This is a genomic window from bacterium (assembly GCA_041648665.1).
GTDB lineage: Bacteria > UBA10199 > UBA10199 > 2-02-FULL-44-16 > JAAZCA01 > JAFGMW01.
Genome location: JBAZOP010000026.1, coordinates 1 through 16,879 on the forward strand (window position 1 = coordinate 1; position 16,879 = coordinate 16,879).

The 16,879-nt window shown below is 63.2% G+C and carries 18 protein-coding genes; all 18 read left to right on the forward strand.

The genetic code is table 11. The annotated features are described in order from the left end of the window. The coding region (locus WC683_09815; GenBank protein ID MFA4972899.1) for a hypothetical protein at positions 1–282 on the forward strand (282 nt) is incomplete at its 5' end. 276 nt (positions 283–558) lie between these two features. Continuing rightward, complete coding sequence (locus WC683_09820; GenBank protein ID MFA4972900.1) at positions 559–999, forward strand: hypothetical protein; 441 nt, start codon at positions 559–561, stop codon at positions 997–999. Further along, a complete protein-coding gene (locus WC683_09825; protein ID MFA4972901.1) occupies positions 941–2,206 on the forward strand; it encodes a terminase family protein in 1,266 nt (421 codons plus the stop codon). The genes WC683_09820 and WC683_09825 overlap by 59 nt, the downstream gene beginning before the upstream one ends. Next, entirely contained in the window at positions 2,206–4,101 is a 1,896-nt protein-coding gene (locus WC683_09830; protein MFA4972902.1) for a hypothetical protein, read from the forward strand. The genes WC683_09825 and WC683_09830 overlap by 1 nt, the downstream gene beginning before the upstream one ends. Beyond that, positions 4,094–5,014 (forward strand): hypothetical protein, encoded by a 921-nt coding sequence (locus WC683_09835; GenBank protein MFA4972903.1) that lies wholly within the window; start codon positions 4,094–4,096, stop codon positions 5,012–5,014. The genes WC683_09830 and WC683_09835 overlap by 8 nt, the downstream gene beginning before the upstream one ends. A gap of 36 nt (positions 5,015–5,050) precedes the next feature. Beyond that, a complete protein-coding gene (locus WC683_09840) occupies positions 5,051–5,722 on the forward strand; it encodes a hypothetical protein (protein MFA4972904.1) in 672 nt (223 codons plus the stop codon). A gap of 9 nt (positions 5,723–5,731) precedes the next feature. Further along, on the forward strand, positions 5,732–6,643 hold the full coding sequence (locus WC683_09845) for a hypothetical protein (protein MFA4972905.1): 912 nt from the start codon (positions 5,732–5,734) through the stop codon (positions 6,641–6,643). 2 nt (positions 6,644–6,645) lie between these two features. Continuing rightward, the gene (locus tag WC683_09850) at positions 6,646–7,125 is read left to right on the forward strand and encodes a hypothetical protein (protein MFA4972906.1); all 480 of its coding nucleotides are present in this window, start codon (positions 6,646–6,648) and stop codon (positions 7,123–7,125) included. Between the two features lie 217 nt (positions 7,126–7,342). Continuing rightward, a complete protein-coding gene (locus tag WC683_09855) occupies positions 7,343–8,083 on the forward strand; it encodes a hypothetical protein (GenBank protein ID MFA4972907.1) in 741 nt (246 codons plus the stop codon). Further along, entirely contained in the window at positions 8,083–8,772 is a 690-nt protein-coding gene (locus tag WC683_09860; GenBank protein MFA4972908.1) for a hypothetical protein, read from the forward strand. Before WC683_09855 ends, WC683_09860 begins: the two co-directional genes overlap by 1 nt. Further along, positions 8,769–9,305, forward strand: a complete 537-nt coding sequence (locus WC683_09865; protein ID MFA4972909.1) for a hypothetical protein — start codon at positions 8,769–8,771, stop codon at positions 9,303–9,305. Before WC683_09860 ends, WC683_09865 begins: the two co-directional genes overlap by 4 nt. Before the next feature lie 12 nt (positions 9,306–9,317). After that, positions 9,318–10,505: a hypothetical protein gene (locus WC683_09870; protein MFA4972910.1), complete on the forward strand. Its 1,188-nt coding sequence runs from the start codon at positions 9,318–9,320 to the stop codon at positions 10,503–10,505. 18 nt (positions 10,506–10,523) lie between these two features. Continuing rightward, positions 10,524–10,997, forward strand: a complete 474-nt coding sequence (locus WC683_09875) for a hypothetical protein (protein ID MFA4972911.1) — start codon at positions 10,524–10,526, stop codon at positions 10,995–10,997. Further along, positions 10,994–11,353 (forward strand): hypothetical protein, encoded by a 360-nt coding sequence (locus tag WC683_09880; GenBank protein MFA4972912.1) that lies wholly within the window; start codon positions 10,994–10,996, stop codon positions 11,351–11,353. Before WC683_09875 ends, WC683_09880 begins: the two co-directional genes overlap by 4 nt. Continuing rightward, positions 11,346–13,076 (forward strand): hypothetical protein, encoded by a 1,731-nt coding sequence (locus WC683_09885; protein ID MFA4972913.1) that lies wholly within the window; start codon positions 11,346–11,348, stop codon positions 13,074–13,076. The genes WC683_09880 and WC683_09885 overlap by 8 nt, the downstream gene beginning before the upstream one ends. Continuing rightward, complete coding sequence (locus tag WC683_09890; protein MFA4972914.1) at positions 13,076–13,897, forward strand: hypothetical protein; 822 nt, start codon at positions 13,076–13,078, stop codon at positions 13,895–13,897. Before WC683_09885 ends, WC683_09890 begins: the two co-directional genes overlap by 1 nt. After that, positions 13,894–15,561: a hypothetical protein gene (locus tag WC683_09895; GenBank protein MFA4972915.1), complete on the forward strand. Its 1,668-nt coding sequence runs from the start codon at positions 13,894–13,896 to the stop codon at positions 15,559–15,561. Before WC683_09890 ends, WC683_09895 begins: the two co-directional genes overlap by 4 nt. Then, a complete protein-coding gene (locus WC683_09900) occupies positions 15,561–16,874 on the forward strand; it encodes a hypothetical protein (GenBank protein ID MFA4972916.1) in 1,314 nt (437 codons plus the stop codon). The genes WC683_09895 and WC683_09900 overlap by 1 nt, the downstream gene beginning before the upstream one ends. Positions 16,875–16,879 lie beyond the last annotated feature (5 nt).

Consider the following 16,879-nt stretch of genomic DNA (forward strand, 5'->3'; position numbering starts at 1 on the left):
TGCAAGTGGTCATGCACAACCCTCTGCGCCTCAAGATTCGACGCCGCCTATCAAGTTGAAACCACCAAGCGGGAAGCGGCAATGTCACCCGAGGAGCTTGAGCGTTACCGCGCCCACAAGCGCGCAGCCTGGAAACGCTACCGCGATGCGCACCGGCCCGAGAACATGCCGCCCGAGGAACTAGCTGCACTCCGCGCCAAGTGGCGAGCCAAAGGCAGGCGCGGACGGGAAGCCCGGAACGCGAGACGGCTTGAGGCAAAGGCTCTCCTATCCCAAAGATGATAATTGACTTTTACCAGCCGAAGTAGGAACGTCCGCCCATGACGTTTCGGCGCGGGGCAGAACCCAATCATCTACAGCGCGCTCGTACCTCCCGAGCGATCCGCTCCATCACCGGGCGAACCCCGCGCCTTCATTGCCCGCCCTCCCCTGACATTCAACGGAGTGAGGCGCATGACGCCCGGCGGGCATCTCTGACCCCCAACCGCTCGCAAACCATTACCTGCGAGCAAGGAGCGGCTGCTATGTGTCCTGACGGACTCGGCAACCGTGCGGGATTTGGCGAAGGGTAAACCCGAAAAAAACCCGAAGGCGGGTTACGGCAAGCCGCCCCATCCGGCCTTCGAACCCGGCAACCCCGGCGGGCCGGGCCGTCCCAAGGGTTCCGTCTCCCTCCTCACCGAGATCAAGCGCCGCCTCCTGGAGATCGACCCCAAGAGCAAGCGCGAAATCCTGCAACACGTTACCGACGCCTACCTTATGCGCCTGCGTGACGGCGACCCGCGCATCCTGCAGGACTTCCTTGACCGCACCGACGGCAAGCCGCGGCAGGGGATCGACCTCGGGACCGACGAGGGGGCGCTAACCCTCGTCTGGCCCGTCTCCACCACCAAGAGCGAATCCCCTAACGGCAACGGACACAACGGGAACGGGAACGGCAATGGGCCGACAAATCGTATTGCCAGCGCTGACTCCGGCGCAGGCAACGGTAGCCACTAATGCCGCACGCTTCCGGGTTGTGGCCTGCGGGCGTCGGTGGGGCAAAACCTTCTGGGGCTCCGGTGAAGCGTGCATCTCTGCCGCCGCCGGCGGGCGCGTCTGGTGGATCGGCCCCTCGTACAAGCAAGCCCAAGAGGGTTGGGGCGTCGTCAAGTGGATCGCTCGCCAGCTTCCCGGTTGCACGATCCGCGAAGCCGAGCGGGAAGTCATCTTCCCCGGCGGCGGGCGAGTCGAAATCAAGACGGCAGACGACCCTAACCGACTGCGTGGCAGCGGGCTTGACCTCGCGATCCTGGACGAAGCCGCGTACATGGGCGAGAGCGTGTGGGCTGACGTGGTTCGGCCTGCCCTCGTTGATCGCAAGGGTCGCGCGATCTTCATCTCCACGCCCCGGGGTCGCAACTGGTTTCACGACCTATGGCTACGCGGAATGTCAGGCATGGACGGCTGGGCATCCTTCCAGTTCCCGACCGAATCCAACCCAAACCTTGACCGGGCCGAACTTCTCGCACTTCGCGCAGAGTCTCCTGACCGCGTGCAACGCGAAGAGTTTGACGCCGACTTCATCGAAGACGGTGGAGTCTTCAGGCGTGTCCGAGATTGCAGCACCGCCCCCATCGCAGAGCCCGTGGTCGGAGCCGAGTACGTCACCTTTGCCGACTTGGGCTTCGACGACTTCAACGCCGTGGCCGTGTTTCGAATCGACGGCGTACATCGAAAGCGACCTACCCAAGTCTACGCCGACAGGTGGAACCGCGAAGGCTGGCCCGTCTCCCGCGCCCGCATCGCCGGAACCGGGAAGCGATACCCCGGCGTCCTCGCAATCGACGCGACCAAAGAGACGTTCAGGGACAACCTCGCAAGCCAGCTTCGAAGCGACCTTGCAGGCCGTTGTCGCGTCTTCCCCGTGCGATTCAACGCCGCCAACAAGGAAACCGCAGTCCTCGGGTTCGCCGGAGCCCTCGAAGCCGGAAGTGTCGAGCTACTCCATCCCGATTCATGCCCAGCGGCGCTGGTTCAACTTCGAGAGCTTTCGGATTTCCAAGCAACGCGAACGGCGCTCGGGAATGTCCGCTATGCAGCTCCTAGCGGAAAGAATGACGACATGGCGATAGCAGTCCTCACGGCTCACGCCATTGTTAAAGAAGGCCGGGGGAGCGGCGCGACCCAGTTTGATCGCGTCACGGGAGGCTCGGTTTACTACTGATGCTCTACCGCAACCGCTCTCTGGACTTGGTACTCGAAAGCATCCGCGACAGCGCGTCACCGATCACGGACGGCTCTGTATCCGACATGAGCGCGGCGATAGCTGGCGCACTCAAGGACATGCGGGCAGCGTACAAGGGCGGGGACGCCGCGCTGGACATGCTCATCATGAAGCGGGGCACGTCACCGGACGATGCCCAGGCGATGCGCCGGCACTTCATGGACAAGCCCATCGCTGGCGTGGTTGTGGATACGCACGCGCGGTTCCTGTACGGCACACCGCCTCAGCGGGCCTATTGGGTCGGACCCGAGCGCCCGGACGCGGTACGCGCGGCCCGGCGCATACTAGCGGGCGAATCTGTGGAGTCCGACAAGCGCACGGAAGCGCTGTCTCAGTGGTTCCGTGACGTTCACGACGCCAACAATCACGCGGCGCTCTTCATGCGCGGCGCGCGGCTCATGATGCGCGACGGAATGGCGGCGCTCAAGGTGTGGCTGGTCTACGAAGACGAAGACTACACCGACGAAGCGAAAACCCAGGTGCGGACAGAGGCCGTTCCGGTAGTCCGTATGGACTTCATGGGCACGCTCCCGGGTTCGCAATCCAAGGCGAACGGATCGGGTTACGAGGACGCTATCCCGATCTTCGATCCAGAGGATGCGGACTACGTTATCGCCGTGCTGGAGCTTCGCCGCAACCGCAAGGGCGACGTAGTGAAGCGCACGCTGTGGGGGAACGAAGAGTACACGGACATTGGGGATGATTGGGAGCCCATCGGCGCACCCGAGCCCCATCCCTACGGCGCGCCGCCCTTCGTCTTCTTGGGCGACGGGTCCACGCTCCTGCATCGAGTCATCGGCTACCAGCGGGCGGCGGTCAACGTCCAGAGCGCGCTATCGGCTGGCATCCGCACCATGGCTGGCCAGCAAGTCGCCGTCCAGAAGGGCCGGGACAACAACCCGCGCGAGGACGACGGGAGCGGAGACGGCAAGGGCCGCGTTCGCATGGGCCGGGACAACATTCTCTATCTGGACGAAGGGAACACCGACTTCTTCTTCGCCTCGCCTTCATTCGACGCGGCGCCCATCGGGTCCGAGCTTGAAAAGCTGGTGCAAGAGGGGATGACGATGGCGGACCTCGCCCCAGCTATCGTGCTTGGCGGGCTTGCCGCGATCCAACCCGAGACCCTCAAGCAAATGCTCATCCCGACCATCGCGCGGTACACGGAGAACGTGACGCACGCGACGGCTTTCGAGGACGACAAGACCTTGATCCTGGCCCGGATCGCTCACGCCTACGCGGGCGAGTTCGGGCTTCCGAGCGGTTGGGACATCTACGAGGGCCAGCGCGGGGACAACCAACTCGACTGGGACATCACCTTCGCCGACTCCCCGCTCCCGGTTGACCGTGCTAGCGAGGAGACGCGGGACTCGCTGGCCATCACCCATGGAACCCTCACGCTGGAAGAGTTCGTCGGGAAATATCGCTTACCGTCAGGATCGGCGCAGGAGATTGCCGACTACGTGAAGGCTCTGCGCGAGGCGGACAAGGCGCGGTTCCAGGACACCATGCCGACGTTCGGAGAGGGCAAGCGGACGATGCTTGACGATCCCGACGCCGAAGAGCCCACGCCAAGCGCCACCGAGCCGACTGCGGCACCGACCACGGCATCGGCTAACGCTCAGGACATCGGGGCCGTGACCGACGCGGTTGACTTCCAGGCGCTTTCGCTCCTCTTGGAGCGGCTCAAGCGCATCAATGATCTTGCCCTTGCCAACGTGGTCCGAGACAAGATCGCCGGGGCCCTGGACGCGAGCGTGGCGCCGCTCACCGAAGAGCAATTCCTTGGGCCCGAACCAGTAGTAGCGCCTACGCAGCCGGAGCCCAATGCCTAGAGCCGACGCGATGCAGCAGATGTACGCGCGGTTCGCCGCGTGGAAGCGCTCCATGACGGGGCTCTCCACCCAGGCGCAGGCGCAGGCGTCCAAGCTCCTGAACGAGTACGCCGCCGAGCTTGTGCGCGCGACGATGGCCGGGACTTCTCCTACGGGCCCGGCGCTCACCACGCTGGACACGCGCCTGCTCGGCACGCTTGAGAACAAGCTGGCGAACCTAGTCACCATGCAGGGCCAGCTTCAGCAGGAGCTTGCCCAGCACACGCTCAAAGCCACGGCTCGCGGCATGGCCGAAGCCTACGGCGGGTTCGGCGTGGTGACTCCTGGCGCAATCGCATCGGCGCAGACGGCGCTGGAGACGTTCGCCCGCAAGACGGGAAACATCGGGTTCGACTCATGGACCGGGCGGTTTCAGAACGCGGGGTCCGCGCTCCTGGAAGGGCTCAAGAAGGATCTGACAAGCGCACAACTTCACGGATGGAGCCAGTCCGACCTAGCTCGCGCGATGCTTCGCCGGCCGGAGTTCAATTTCAAGAACCTGCCGCCCGTCTCCGAGCGGGCCATGAACGTCTTTACCCGGGGCGGCACGCTCACCGAATCGCAGGCCCTTGTCAATCGAGCCTATGGCATCGCTGAAACCGAGGCGGCATATGTCCGCTCACGCGATCTGGCGGCATGGACCGAGGGCTCCAGCATCGAATACTGCTTCAACGCCAATGAAGTGCCGGTGGACGAAGACTGCATCGCGGCTACCGCCGCTGGCGTGATCCTGATTACCAAGATGATCGCCCTCTACGGCGACACCCCGCGTCACCCGAACTGCGATTCCGAGATTGTTCCCGTTCCCTCCGCCCTGCGCGAGCAGGCGACGGACCTTCAGAAAGCGCAAGCCGAAGAACTGGCGGCTGCGTGATGACCACCCAAGCCCGTAGGGGCGAGGAGTAACGACATGGACCCGAAGGCAGCAGTAGTGCCGCCCGACCCGGCGGCTCCGCCTGTAGTGGCAGATCCGCAAACCCCCGCGCAACCGTTCAAGGCGTTCGCCACCCAGGCGGACTTCGACGAATGGAAGGCCAAGGCCACCGAGGCCAAGGACAAGGAACTCGCCAAGCTCCGTAGGGAGTCGGAAGAGGCGCGGGCGAAGAGCATGACGGAAGACGAGAAGAGGCTGGCAGACGCCAAGGCCGAAGGGCGCAAGGAAGTCGAAACGCAACTGGAAGTGGCGAAGCGCGAGGCGGCGGTTCTCCGTCACCTTGCCGCCAAGCTCGGGCCCAATGCGACCGACGAGCAACTTGCGGACTTGGCCAAGTTGGCGGGCGACGGCGACCCGAAAGAGGCCGTCGAAGCGCTCGCAGCGAAGTGGCCCGGCTTCTTCACTACCAACACGACCCGCGCCCCCGGTGGGGGAGGCGGACGAAACATCACAGCGGGCAACCCGTCGCCATACGGTTTCGACGCGACGGAATGCCAGCGCGCATTCGACGAACTCGGGCCGACCAAGTACAGGGAGTGGCACGCACAGAACCGCGCCGCAATCCTTGCCGCACAAGGCATGGAAGACGGCGACGGGATGAAAATGAGCGCGTCCATGACCTCCATCGGCCCGCAACCCAAACGATAGAGGAACACCATGACCCTTCAAACCAACTGGACCTCGGTGGGTTTGCTCGGCACTGCGGGTGTAGCTCCGGCGGCTTACGCCGACGAGCTGTATCTCGCAGCCGAACAGAAGCAGCTCATCGTTCCGCTCGTAGCGGAGAAGCCCGCAGATCCGGGGCAGGATCTCTTCATCCCGAAGCTGGGGCTTTCGACCGCTGTCACCCGTTACTCCAACCTCACCACTGACGGCACGACCTACAGCGTCACCACGTCCGAAGGCCAGGACTTGACCTACGAAGCGCTGGACGACTCTCCCGTGCAGTTCATGGAGAAGTTCCAGTACGTGGCGATGGCGTATGACAAGATCGCCTGGAATCGCATGGCCATTCCCAAACGGCTGTCGTTCATCAACGGGTGGAAGAAGCAAGCGTCCGGCGCGCTGGCCCGCGCTGGCGACGCGTCGATCCTGAGCCTGGCCCTCCCGGCGCTCATTCCGTCCGCCAACCAAATCAACTCGGCGGCGGCGGCGCACTTCACGTTCGATGACATCGGAACCGTACTGAAGCTGCTCAAGAAGAACAACGGCGACGGCGAGTTCATCGGCGTGCTGCACAGCGATGAGATCCCCTATCTCATCAACACACCGCAGTTGACGCAGTTCATGTGGACAGGTCGCCCCGATTCCGTCCGCAAGGATCTCGTCTTCGTGTACGGCCCGCTGACGATCTTCACTCACAACGACGTGTACGATGATACGCTGGACGGCTTCCACGGCATGTTCTTCAGCCGTGACGCCGTGGGCTATCGCTCGCGCAGCACGATGTCTATGGATGACTGGTACGACCCGAACACCAAGTCGTACAAGACCTCTCCCGACATCGACTACTGCTACGGGGCGAAGGAAACCAGCCTCATCGTCACCCTTCAGACCCCGAGGAGCTAACCATGAAGAAGATCATCGTCCTCTCGATCATCTGCCTCCTGGTGGCTCTCCCGGCGTCGGCCGCTACCGTGACGAGCGTTCTCAGCCATGACGTGAGGGATGGGTTCGGTCGCGTTACTGTTTACGCCGATACGCTGCTTGCGGCGGGCACGGTGGCAAACAGTCAGGCGATCAAGCTCGTCGACCCGGCATGGATCACGCTGGCCGGCGGGACGAACTACATCTCGTTGCCGCTGAGCATCGTGGTGAAGACCACGTTCGCCGTATGCGACACGTTCCACGTCGGCGTGCAAACCAGCGAGGACGGATCGACGTGGTACACGGCGCTGGCGTACACGTTGCAGACCTCATCCATGACCGAGGGAACGCCCGAGGTAGTTTGGCTGACTCTGCCGGCAGCGCGGTACATCCGTGTTCAGCAGAACGTCAAGACCACGGCGACGGGGCACTGTTACACGTACATCACGTACCCGGTGAAGTAGGGAGATTTCATGTCGCACATAACGGTACTCGCACCTAACGGCCTTGTGATGGACGTTACCGATCCATCGCAAGAAGCGTCGTTTGCGCGCGCCGGAGTGCGCGGCTGGAAACTCGTACCAGAAGCAACAACCTCCGACGCGGGGGCGGGTTCACAGGAGCCCGCTCCCGTAGCGGAGCCCGTTCGAGTGAAGCGTCCTTACAAGAGGCGGAAGTAGCATGGCGCTTTGCACAGCGGTACAGGTGATCGGGAAGCTCCCGATCCAGTACTCGACAACCGACGTTCCGACATCGACTGCCAGCGCCAACATGGGCCTGGATACGATGATCGCCAAGAGCGGCGGGATCATCGGGTTTGCGCTCCGCAAGTTCTGCTACACGTTCAACGCCGTTGACCACGCGACCTACCCGACCCCGGCCCCGATCAACCTGGCAGCGATTCATTTTACGGCCTCGCAAGCATTTGAGCAGTTGGGCCTGATCCAGAACAACGAGGGGCTAGGCGCGTCGGCGCAGTACCACGTTGAGCAAGGGAACGCGCTCCTGGCCGGTATCGTCGCCGCGCGTGGCGAGACGGGGCTGGAAGTCACAACCGCCGAGACGTTGACCTTCGGCACGGACAGCGGCAAGCCCTGGGGATTGAACGCCGACGAAGCCTACCTTGCAGCTACGTCGCCGCTCACCTCTACCGAGCCGCCGCACATTATCCGGGAGCGCGTGCGGCTTGCGATCACGGACGCGGGGACATCGAGCTACACCGCCGCCGAGTTGAACCGGATGCGCTACGCCGAGCGGGACGAATACGGCCATTACAACGGCGAGTACGCCGTCCGGTGGGACTTGGCGCGCGGCAAGTGGATCTTCCAGGCGCTCAACACCGAACTCCTCAAGGCCACGGTCATCGTGAAGTACCAATGGAATTACCAGCGCAACGCCGGCGACGGCTGGCCGGGGGTGTAGTGGACGACTTCTCCGTCACGATGGATGCAACGCAGCTTGAGGCGCGCCTGAACAAAGTCGCCCAAGGTCTGCGCGCGCTTCCGTTGGACAAGAACACGAACCCGCTCAGCGTGTGGATTCAGAGCTACCAGTTGCGGGAGCGTGCGGCGCAGCGGCCAACGGTCAACGCGTTCGGTGCGTTCCGGGGTGCGGTGTGGCATCCGCTCGAACCTGCATACACGCGCGTGACCGATGGACGCTCCGTGCCCGTGTGGGGTGGAGTGCCGCGCTTGCGGGCCGGTCGCGTGACTCGGGCGCGCACCGATATCAATGCAATGGGCCAAGTGGTCTACACGTCCAAGCGCAAGGGCCGCAAGTTGGGCTCGTTCGCGTCGGTGGTGCCGGGCCAGACGTTCACCACGGGGCCGGTGAAGGGCAAACTCAAGTCTGACGGCTCGCGGTACAAGCCCTCCGACAAGCAACTCGGGCGCGACTCCGGCGGCCACGTCTTCGGGGAATGGATCTCGCCCCGCAACATCATCATCGCCGCGCATGGCCTCGTTGCCGTGCTGACTCACCCATTCGCGTGGGCGGCCAAGGTGAACGAGTCGCGCCGCTTCGCGTGGTCTTCCGGCATTGAGGAGCAAGAGACGCGGGAGTTCAGGGACAGGATGCTCGCGTACTTCAACCTGATTACGGGCAACGCATGACGCAGACCAACTGGAAGATCCTTGCAGCCACCACCACGGGGAGCTTCTTCGCCAACGTAGACGCGGCGCTCGAAACGTACCTGAAAACGAGCGGGCCGTCTTCGGGGGTTGTCGGCGCGCTCGGCGCGGCCTTCATTACGGGCACCTATGAGACTTGGCCGGGGCTGGCCGGGACCACGGCAACGCGCTTCCCCATCATCTTGGTCAACACCTCCGGCGGCGCGAACCGCACCGAGTCCGGAGCAAATACCGAGTGCTCGTGCGTCACGGAGATACGGATCTGCGACTCCAACGCGAACGCACGCGCCGCCGCCGCAATCGTTCAACAACTGGCGCACGCCGTAGCCAGCGCGCTCGGACAGAGCAAAGACGGCGGATCGTGGGCGTCCTCAGATTGGGCCGCGTTCTACTGCAACGGAGCGCAGCCCGAGATTTCAGTGAATCCCCCCACCGTCGTCTATGACGACGCAAAGAACATGATCGGCACAGGTGCGCTCATCGTCATGCGATGGGAACACTCGGACAACGGTTAAGGAGCAACGAACATGAGTCTCTTCGGATCGCAACACCGGATTCAGGTCTCGACGACCAAGCAGGACGCGGTTGCTGCCGAGACCCGCGACGTGCGGTTCAAGGGACCGCAGAGCGGGCACAACACGGCAACCGCCAACATCGAGCGGTACACGGGCGACATGGAAGCGGGGATGGCAACGCACCTTCCAGACGCCATCGGAACGCCCATCGCGGCGGAGTGGAGCAAGCAGCTCACCTTCGCAGCCGACGATGCCACCGTACCGTTTTTCCTCTTCTACGTCTCCTGCAAGGGTGACGCTGACAGCACGTCCGCCCAACTGGACACGTCATCCGGCGTATTCGAGCACGCGTGGACGGGCCCCAGCGTGGCCGGCGACGTGCTCGCCTTCTCGCTTGAGGACTTGGGTCAGCCGGGAACGGACGACGCCGATTTCAACCGGCTCGTGAGTACCGTCACCCCGCAGAGCGTGGAGATTGCGGGCTCCCGGCGCGGCGTGTGTACCGTAACCACCTCGCTACTCGGCGGATCAACCACGACAGCGGCGGCTGGCACCACGATTGCCTCCGCGAACCGCAACTGCCTCTTCACCTTCAGCATGTCCCATATCTTCACGAGTACGGCGGTCGGCGTCGGGGCAACCTCCACTTGGGGCGCCCATGCGAACGGGCTGGACACCGACGCGGAAGTGCTCGCCGCGACCCACCTCAACGCGACAGCCTCCAGCCTCACCCCGTATCTCCACGAGTTCAAGGTGGTCGGAACCCGCGACATTGACATGACGCGCAGCATGGCTCCCGGCAACTTCGATTCCAGTTACGCGGCGGTGGTGCCCACGTGCGGCGACTACATCATGGGGCCGAAGCAGCAACAGCTCGAACTCGAATTGCTCTTCGAGCAGAACGGGGATGCGGGCGGCGTGATCGAGGGACTCCGCGCTGAGTACGACGCCGGGACGCTGCGCCCGTGGGAGTTCTGGCTGGTTCACCCGCTTGCCCACGCCGGCGGGGCCAGTTTCGCCTACAACTTCCTCAAGGTCACGATGGCCAGCGGCCACCCGATCTCATGGAAGGAAGAGAACGACGGATTCGGCGAGCGCTTCGTGCGCGTCCGCTATCAGGGCGGATACGACACCACGGACGCAATGGGATGGCATATCGCAGCGGGGTCCACGTCGCTCGTGACGGACCTCGGCGCGTAGTAGAACGAAGGGGGAACGATGCTCAAGGCTCCCGAGCCGATCCGGTTCGAGTACACCGCGCCTGACGGGGTGCTGGAAGTGCTGATCTTCCAGCGCCCCGATATAGACACCACGGCGGACGTTCTAGCCGGCCAGTCCTACGCCCTTGACCAATTCAAGAGCACGGAACTCTCCCGGCGCTACCGTGCGTTTTGGGACGGGCATGGGCCGGTGAAGGACGACGCCGAGCCGGAAGATGTCCAGGCGTGGCTTGAGGAGTACCACGCGCAAGGCGTCGGCGTGCCGAAGTCCGACCGCGAAGCCATGACCGCGCTTGAGATGAACGGCGTCAAAGCTACCGTCGCGCTGTGCATCGGGTACGAGCGGGCGGGTGAGCCCGTGGAGATCAAGCCGGAAGACCTCCGTGCCGGGCTCAACTCTTCCGGGTCTGGATACCTTGACGTGCTGAAGAAGGCGCGAGACCGCGTGTTCTACAGCAATGAGGACGCGTGATTGCCGACGATCTGCGGCGCATCGAGCAACATGGGAAGTGGCTCGCGTACCACGGCTCGCAGGAGCGGAAGGGGCCAGAGCCGCCTCCCGGCTTTCTCGACTGCCCCGCGTGCCCAATCGCGCGCGAGTGCGAGGACGAAGAGGAGCGCCGGGATCTGTGCGCCTCTTGCCCCTATGAGCATGAAGGCGCGCTCCCTCGCGGGCCGTCCCTCCACTTCCGACGCGTGTGCGAGTGGGCCGGACTACCGGAGTCGATTCTAGCCATGTACGCCGAACGCCTGTCCTACCACCTTCTGAGAGACGTTGCGGAGCTGAAGCAGTACCGCGCGGCGAAGATGGGGGGATTCGGTGGCTGAAACCGTCCTTTCAATCCTAGCGCGGTTCCGGGGCGAAGGCGCGGCCAAGGGCGTCGATGATCTGAAAGCCAAACTCAATGAGCTTGGCACGGGCGCTACCGGAGCGTCCGCACAGGCGTCGGCATCGCTTGCCAAGCTCAATACCGATGCCGTAGCCGCGTCCAAATCGCTCGGGTCGGCCTATGACGTTGAATTCGTCAGTCAGGCCGGGCCGATCAATGAGACCGCGCAGGCGGTCACCGATCTCGGCACGCAAGCTCAGGCCACGAGTCAAGAGCTTACGACCATGTTCGAGCCGGTGGCAGAGGCTGCCGCCGAGATGACCGCCGAAGTCACCACACAATACAAGGTGTTGTCGGACAACGTAGCCAAGTCATCGCAAGACATGGCGCGCGAGATGATAGATGGCATCGAGTCTCAGATAAAGGCGGAGCGCGAGGCCGCAACGCAGCACGTGAAGACTGCGGCGGCACAGACGGAAACCGCAGCCAACACCACAAAGGCAGCCAAGAAGTCCAAGGCCGACACAGAGGAAACCACCAAAGCCGTAAAAGCGCAATCGGCAGAAGCCGAAAAGCTCGGCATGAACTGGAAGAAGATCGCGGTTGGCCTTGGCCTGTCCGCCTCCGCCACCATCGGAATCGTGCGGTTCCTGAAAGACAGCATCGGTTCTGCAGTTGAGGCCGATGAGCGGTTGGCTAGTTCCGTTGCCAGCATCAACAGTTCATGGGCCGGGTTCAAGCAGGCCGCAGGGGCGGGACTGATTGAGCTTGCCGGCGGGGCCGACAGGCTCAAGGCCGGAATCGACGGCATCAACGAATCGCTGCGCGCCTTCTCTCACGAGAAGATTGAACTCACGTTCGGAGAGAAGACAGAGTTCTTCTTGAAGTACGCGATGGGGCAGGCCACCGGGACCGTACTAACCGGCGGTGTCATCACGCGGGCGGGCGAGCGTGCTGATGCCGATCCGGTCATCCAGGGGCGGAGACGGTCTAGGGCCGCACTTGCCGAGATGGGCGAAGAGGAGCGTGCCGCGCTTGACCTTGACCGACTCGGGCGACGCTCCAGCAATACCGCGACCGGGCTTGGTCGTGACATCGCACCTCTTATTGATGCAGAGAAGGGCCTAACAGCAGAACTCGGTCGCCTCATCGATGGAATGGCAAGCGGCGACCTCCCCGGCACGGCGCGCGACGTTCTGGTAGACGCGAACCAGCCGGCGCAACCACGCTCCCGCGAGGACTTCGGGCGGAACGCAGAGGCGGAAGTAGCGCGTCAGGAGCAAGAGGCGCGGCAAGCCGACTTGGACCGCCTCATGGAAATCGAGGCGCACCAAGAGCGCGCACGCCAGCAGGCCGATGAGCTTGGCCACGCGATCACCTACGGGCTGGCCAACGGAATCAGACAGGCGAAGACGCTGGGGGATGTACTCGACTCCGCGCTTCAGTCGGTGATGGACAACCTTCTGAATCGCGGCGCTGATGCAGCCGGCGACTGGCTCGGCAATGTGATAAGCAAGATCGGCGGGTCCGGGGTCGCGAACGCGCCCAAGAGCGCATCGGGCGGCGGCTCTAGCAGGCCATCCATGCGCGAGTCCACGACGCCGCAGTCTGCCGGAGGGGTGCGCACCCTCGTGATCCCGCTCATGGTAGGCGGGCGCGAAATGGCCCGCGTCCTGATTCCCGACCTAGACCAAGCATACGCGAGAGGACAGGCGGGCTAATGGCAGCGACGTGGCGGCTCATGCTCTCGCACAACGTGGCGCACCTGAACCCGACGCTCACCACGGGCACGGCGGTTGCGGGCTATCCATTCGGCTCGATCCGCACGCTGAACCCGAACGAGCGCGGGCGCGTGGTAGAGGCTACCAACCGCGTTGACCTGGACTTCGACCGGGGCGCTGCCACAGGTAAGAACGCCGTCAACTGCCTCTTCATGGCGGGCTGTACCTATTCCAGCTTCGCGGCGGTTCAGGCGCTGGACTGTGCCGCCTCGGACTTCGGGGCCGGTACGTTCAACGAGCTTGTGGACGATGCGGCGGTCAGCCTCAACACCTACACGCCGCGCCTCTTGTGCTTCACCGCGCTTGCCACCTCTGCGCTGCGATATCTGCGGTTCTCCACGATCCTGACGGCATCGGATACGTTTGAATACGGCACGGTTTCTTTCGGTGTCCAGTACGAGCTTGGCAACGAGCTTTTGGGCGGTACGGAGTCGGCCAACGGCGACGGGTCGGTGACGTTCACCAAGACGTTCCGCAAGCCGTCGAAACTCACGACGGCTAACGTCGCCGCGATCATGGCGCTGTACGAGAAGCCGTGGATATACAACTCGACCAACTCGGCCCTAGACGGATGGGGGCCCGCCGCGTCGGCCAGCGAGGGTCCGCGTCCCGTAGTGCTGGCCAAGTTCGCAAGCTCGACCGATCTGTCTTCGACCGTGGCCTATTACGGGGTGGCGGACATCCGCTCTAACGAGTGGGCGGCGAACTACTCCGAACTCCAGATCACCATGACGACGATACCGCTGGGGCCGCTCCATTGAGCAACTACGCCAGCGCGAAGGCTGCAAGCGAGATCCGTGGCGGGCACTATCGCATCGGCGCGACGATCACGCCGATTGACCCCGACTCGCACGCGCCAACCAACGTGACTCTGCGCGGCCCCGGGTCGAATGTGCTGGCCGTCACGGACGGCGACCCCTGGCCCTACGATTCGAGCGACACGAAGATGTGGTTCGAGTCGGTGGTGGAGTCGTTCGGTGATATCTCGTGCGCCGCCGAGATCCACAGCGCGTTTCAGACGCTGGCCGATCCGCGCTTGGTGCTACGCGACGTGCGCATCAACGGGGTTCTGGACAACGGGCAACTGACCTTTGCGAGCGGAACCCCGGCAGAGTCGCCAACGCTGACCGGCGACGAAGTGCGGTTGTCTCAACTGCTGCAATACTACGTCTGGCAGGGCGCGGCGGTGGAGTACAAGGTCTATTACTTCGCCGGGCCCACCACTGACGATACGGCAACCTACAAGACGCAGACGATATTCAAGGGCATCGTGCAATCGGTGGACCTTCCCGCCGGCCAGATCGTGTTCAACCTGACGCAGAGCACCAAGGCCGAGGACACGCTGATACCGTCCGCCGCGCACCGGATCACGGACCCGCCCGACCCGAACGCGAAGGGGCAGTTCATCCCGATTGTGTTCGGGGCGCACAACTCCGAGAACTTCATCAATAGCAATACTTGGCTGGAAGCGATTGCGGCCGGGTTTCATCCGGCCCTGGCCCCGGTCATATCGTGGAAGCGCACCGGAAACAGCCCCGACTATTTGCTGGTCACCAATGACTGCTACGGCCCCAATACCGATTGGGGAGAGCAAGATGAGTTTGCGTCGGGTGGCGCATCCGATGCTGACGACGGCCTTGTCATCTATCTGCCCGAGGCCGACGCATTTGGAAAGATAGTGGCTGGAACTAGTACGGGACAGAGCAAAATCTATAGCGACCCGACCGGGTTCGGCGGTTCAACCGGCATCACGGTCATCGTACAGGAGTACCAGACTGCCGACGTGTACGTTCCTTGCGATGGAATCTACACAGACGTAGACTCGCTTGTGGATGACCCGGCGGCCCTGTTTGACCGCTCCCCGTACACGTATGCCAACGTGTCCTGCGACGACACCGACGCCGACAGGGTAGTTCAATTCACTGTGTCGCCAATCACCATCATGGGCGAGATCCCGGTGGCCACGGACTGCATCGGTGCGTACATCTTGCTAAACAACTGCGCGCTTAGTGGATCTCCTGGCGTGGACTTCGGTATCTACTCCATTGCAAGCGCTGATTGGGTTGGCGGGTACGCTGGTTCCGTGCAGGGCAACCTTGTGGTTTCAGAATTGGAGGCCGGTGGGCTACGTACTCAAGCACAAGACAACTCGACCGCCGTGCCGGTGACGGCATATGTCTGCCGCAGCGGTCAACAGCAGCCGATCATGCGGATGGACTGGCGCTATGTGGCCAACAACGACCCGGACCCAGACACTGAGGGGCCGATGGTTGTACGGATGATCATAACTAATGCGGGATCTGCGGGTGATGCTTTCCAACTGATCTCTGTCGGCGTTATCTGCCGCGTGAAGCTCAAGACGGGCGGCGCGCAACTCACCCGCACGAGCCCCAAGGTCAACATCCTCGGAAGGATCGTGCGCTAATGGCGTGGATGCCTGCCAATGTACCGGGAAACGGCGCTGGCGGCGGTTCGGTCAGTCCCGGCCTTGGCCCCGCGTGGCTTTGGGGCTATGCCATCGGCACCTCGTTCAACATCGCAAAGGGCCTATTCGGCCCGCAGTCGCCCGTCATGTACCCCCGCGTGTCAAAGCCCGGCGCGTACCCTACTTTTCAACGCATCGGCACTTCCGAGCCAATCGCGCCGTACTTCGTCCAGAACTACATGAACGCGCGCAAGTGGACGCTGGACAACGACGCCGGAGACGTGACCGGGACGGCTGACTACAACATCACGGGCCCGCCGCACATTGCCGACTGCATCCTCCGCAAGTGGGGAAACGGTGTCACGGGTTCCGATATGGTCACAGCGGCCTCGCAGTTCGGTAGCTTCCGCGAAGTGCGCGACGAGCTACAGCGGTGGACGATTGACAACATCTCGACTGACCTTGGGTGGTACAACAACGTAACCATCTCACAGCTGACGAGCATCAAGGCGGCCATAGCGGCGCTCTGCGCCCAGGCCCCGTTTTTCGTGTCGCGCCGTAACGACGGGCTGATATACGCCGGAGTGTATCCGGTAGCCCAGGCCAATGCCGACCACTTCTGGTACAACGACTCCGCCGGGAACCGCGTCAAGATACACCCGAACTCGCAACATCCAGGTGCGGCAGACTTCGGCAAGCCGTATGCCGTGGAAGGATTCACGGCAGCCCTTACGCCGTCCGACGAAATCTTCAACCGCTTCACAGTCAACTACCGCCAGTTCATGCCAACCGGCAAGCTGGAATCTCGGCAGTACGTCTGCGAGGCCGATGCAAGCTGCATCTTGTGGGAGGGCTCTTCCACGGAAGAGAGTCTCCCGGTTGGGAGCGCAACGGACCTTGCGGGCGAGCTTGGGTACAACGTCGCCACGATCTGCGCGGCATCGCAAGCCCGCTACGGGTTGCGCGAGATGCCGGAGATCAATCTTGATTTCGTGTATGGGCACGTGGTGGCTACCGCGTTCCTGAACTATCTAGTCAGGCGCTACACGAATCCGCGCATCGTGTTCTCGTGTCAGGGCGGGATTGAGTTCAGCGACCTGTGCCCCGGTCACATCATCCGCATCTCCAACGACATGAACTACGAGGCCACGCGCCCCGACTACATCAATCAGCCGGCGAAGCTGGCCGGGTGGAACACGACGGGGGCGACGGGGGTCGCGGACTACTTGGTAAACAGTGTGCGCCTGCTACCGGCGAGCGGGTCATTCTCAGTTGAGTTTTCCGCCGAGCAGATCATCTACACGCCCGTCTAGGGCAA

Coding starts and splice junctions, on each gene's coding strand:
- WC683_09870 (MFA4972910.1), top strand. CDS start 9,318: ATGAGTCTCTTCGGATCGCAACACCGGATTCAGGTCTCGACGACCAAG.
- WC683_09830 (MFA4972902.1), top strand. CDS start 2,206: ATGCTCTACCGCAACCGCTCTCTGGACTTGGTACTCGAAAGCATCCGC.
- WC683_09855 (MFA4972907.1), top strand. CDS start 7,343: ATGGCGCTTTGCACAGCGGTACAGGTGATCGGGAAGCTCCCGATCCAG.
- WC683_09890 (MFA4972914.1), top strand. CDS start 13,076: ATGGCAGCGACGTGGCGGCTCATGCTCTCGCACAACGTGGCGCACCTG.
- WC683_09845 (MFA4972905.1), top strand. CDS start 5,732: ATGACCCTTCAAACCAACTGGACCTCGGTGGGTTTGCTCGGCACTGCG.
- WC683_09840 (MFA4972904.1), top strand. CDS start 5,051: ATGGACCCGAAGGCAGCAGTAGTGCCGCCCGACCCGGCGGCTCCGCCT.
- WC683_09825 (MFA4972901.1), top strand. CDS start 941: ATGGGCCGACAAATCGTATTGCCAGCGCTGACTCCGGCGCAGGCAACG.
- WC683_09850 (MFA4972906.1), top strand. CDS start 6,646: ATGAAGAAGATCATCGTCCTCTCGATCATCTGCCTCCTGGTGGCTCTC.
- WC683_09900 (MFA4972916.1), top strand. CDS start 15,561: ATGGCGTGGATGCCTGCCAATGTACCGGGAAACGGCGCTGGCGGCGGT.
- WC683_09875 (MFA4972911.1), top strand. CDS start 10,524: ATGCTCAAGGCTCCCGAGCCGATCCGGTTCGAGTACACCGCGCCTGAC.
- WC683_09835 (MFA4972903.1), top strand. CDS start 4,094: ATGCCTAGAGCCGACGCGATGCAGCAGATGTACGCGCGGTTCGCCGCG.
- WC683_09865 (MFA4972909.1), top strand. CDS start 8,769: ATGACGCAGACCAACTGGAAGATCCTTGCAGCCACCACCACGGGGAGC.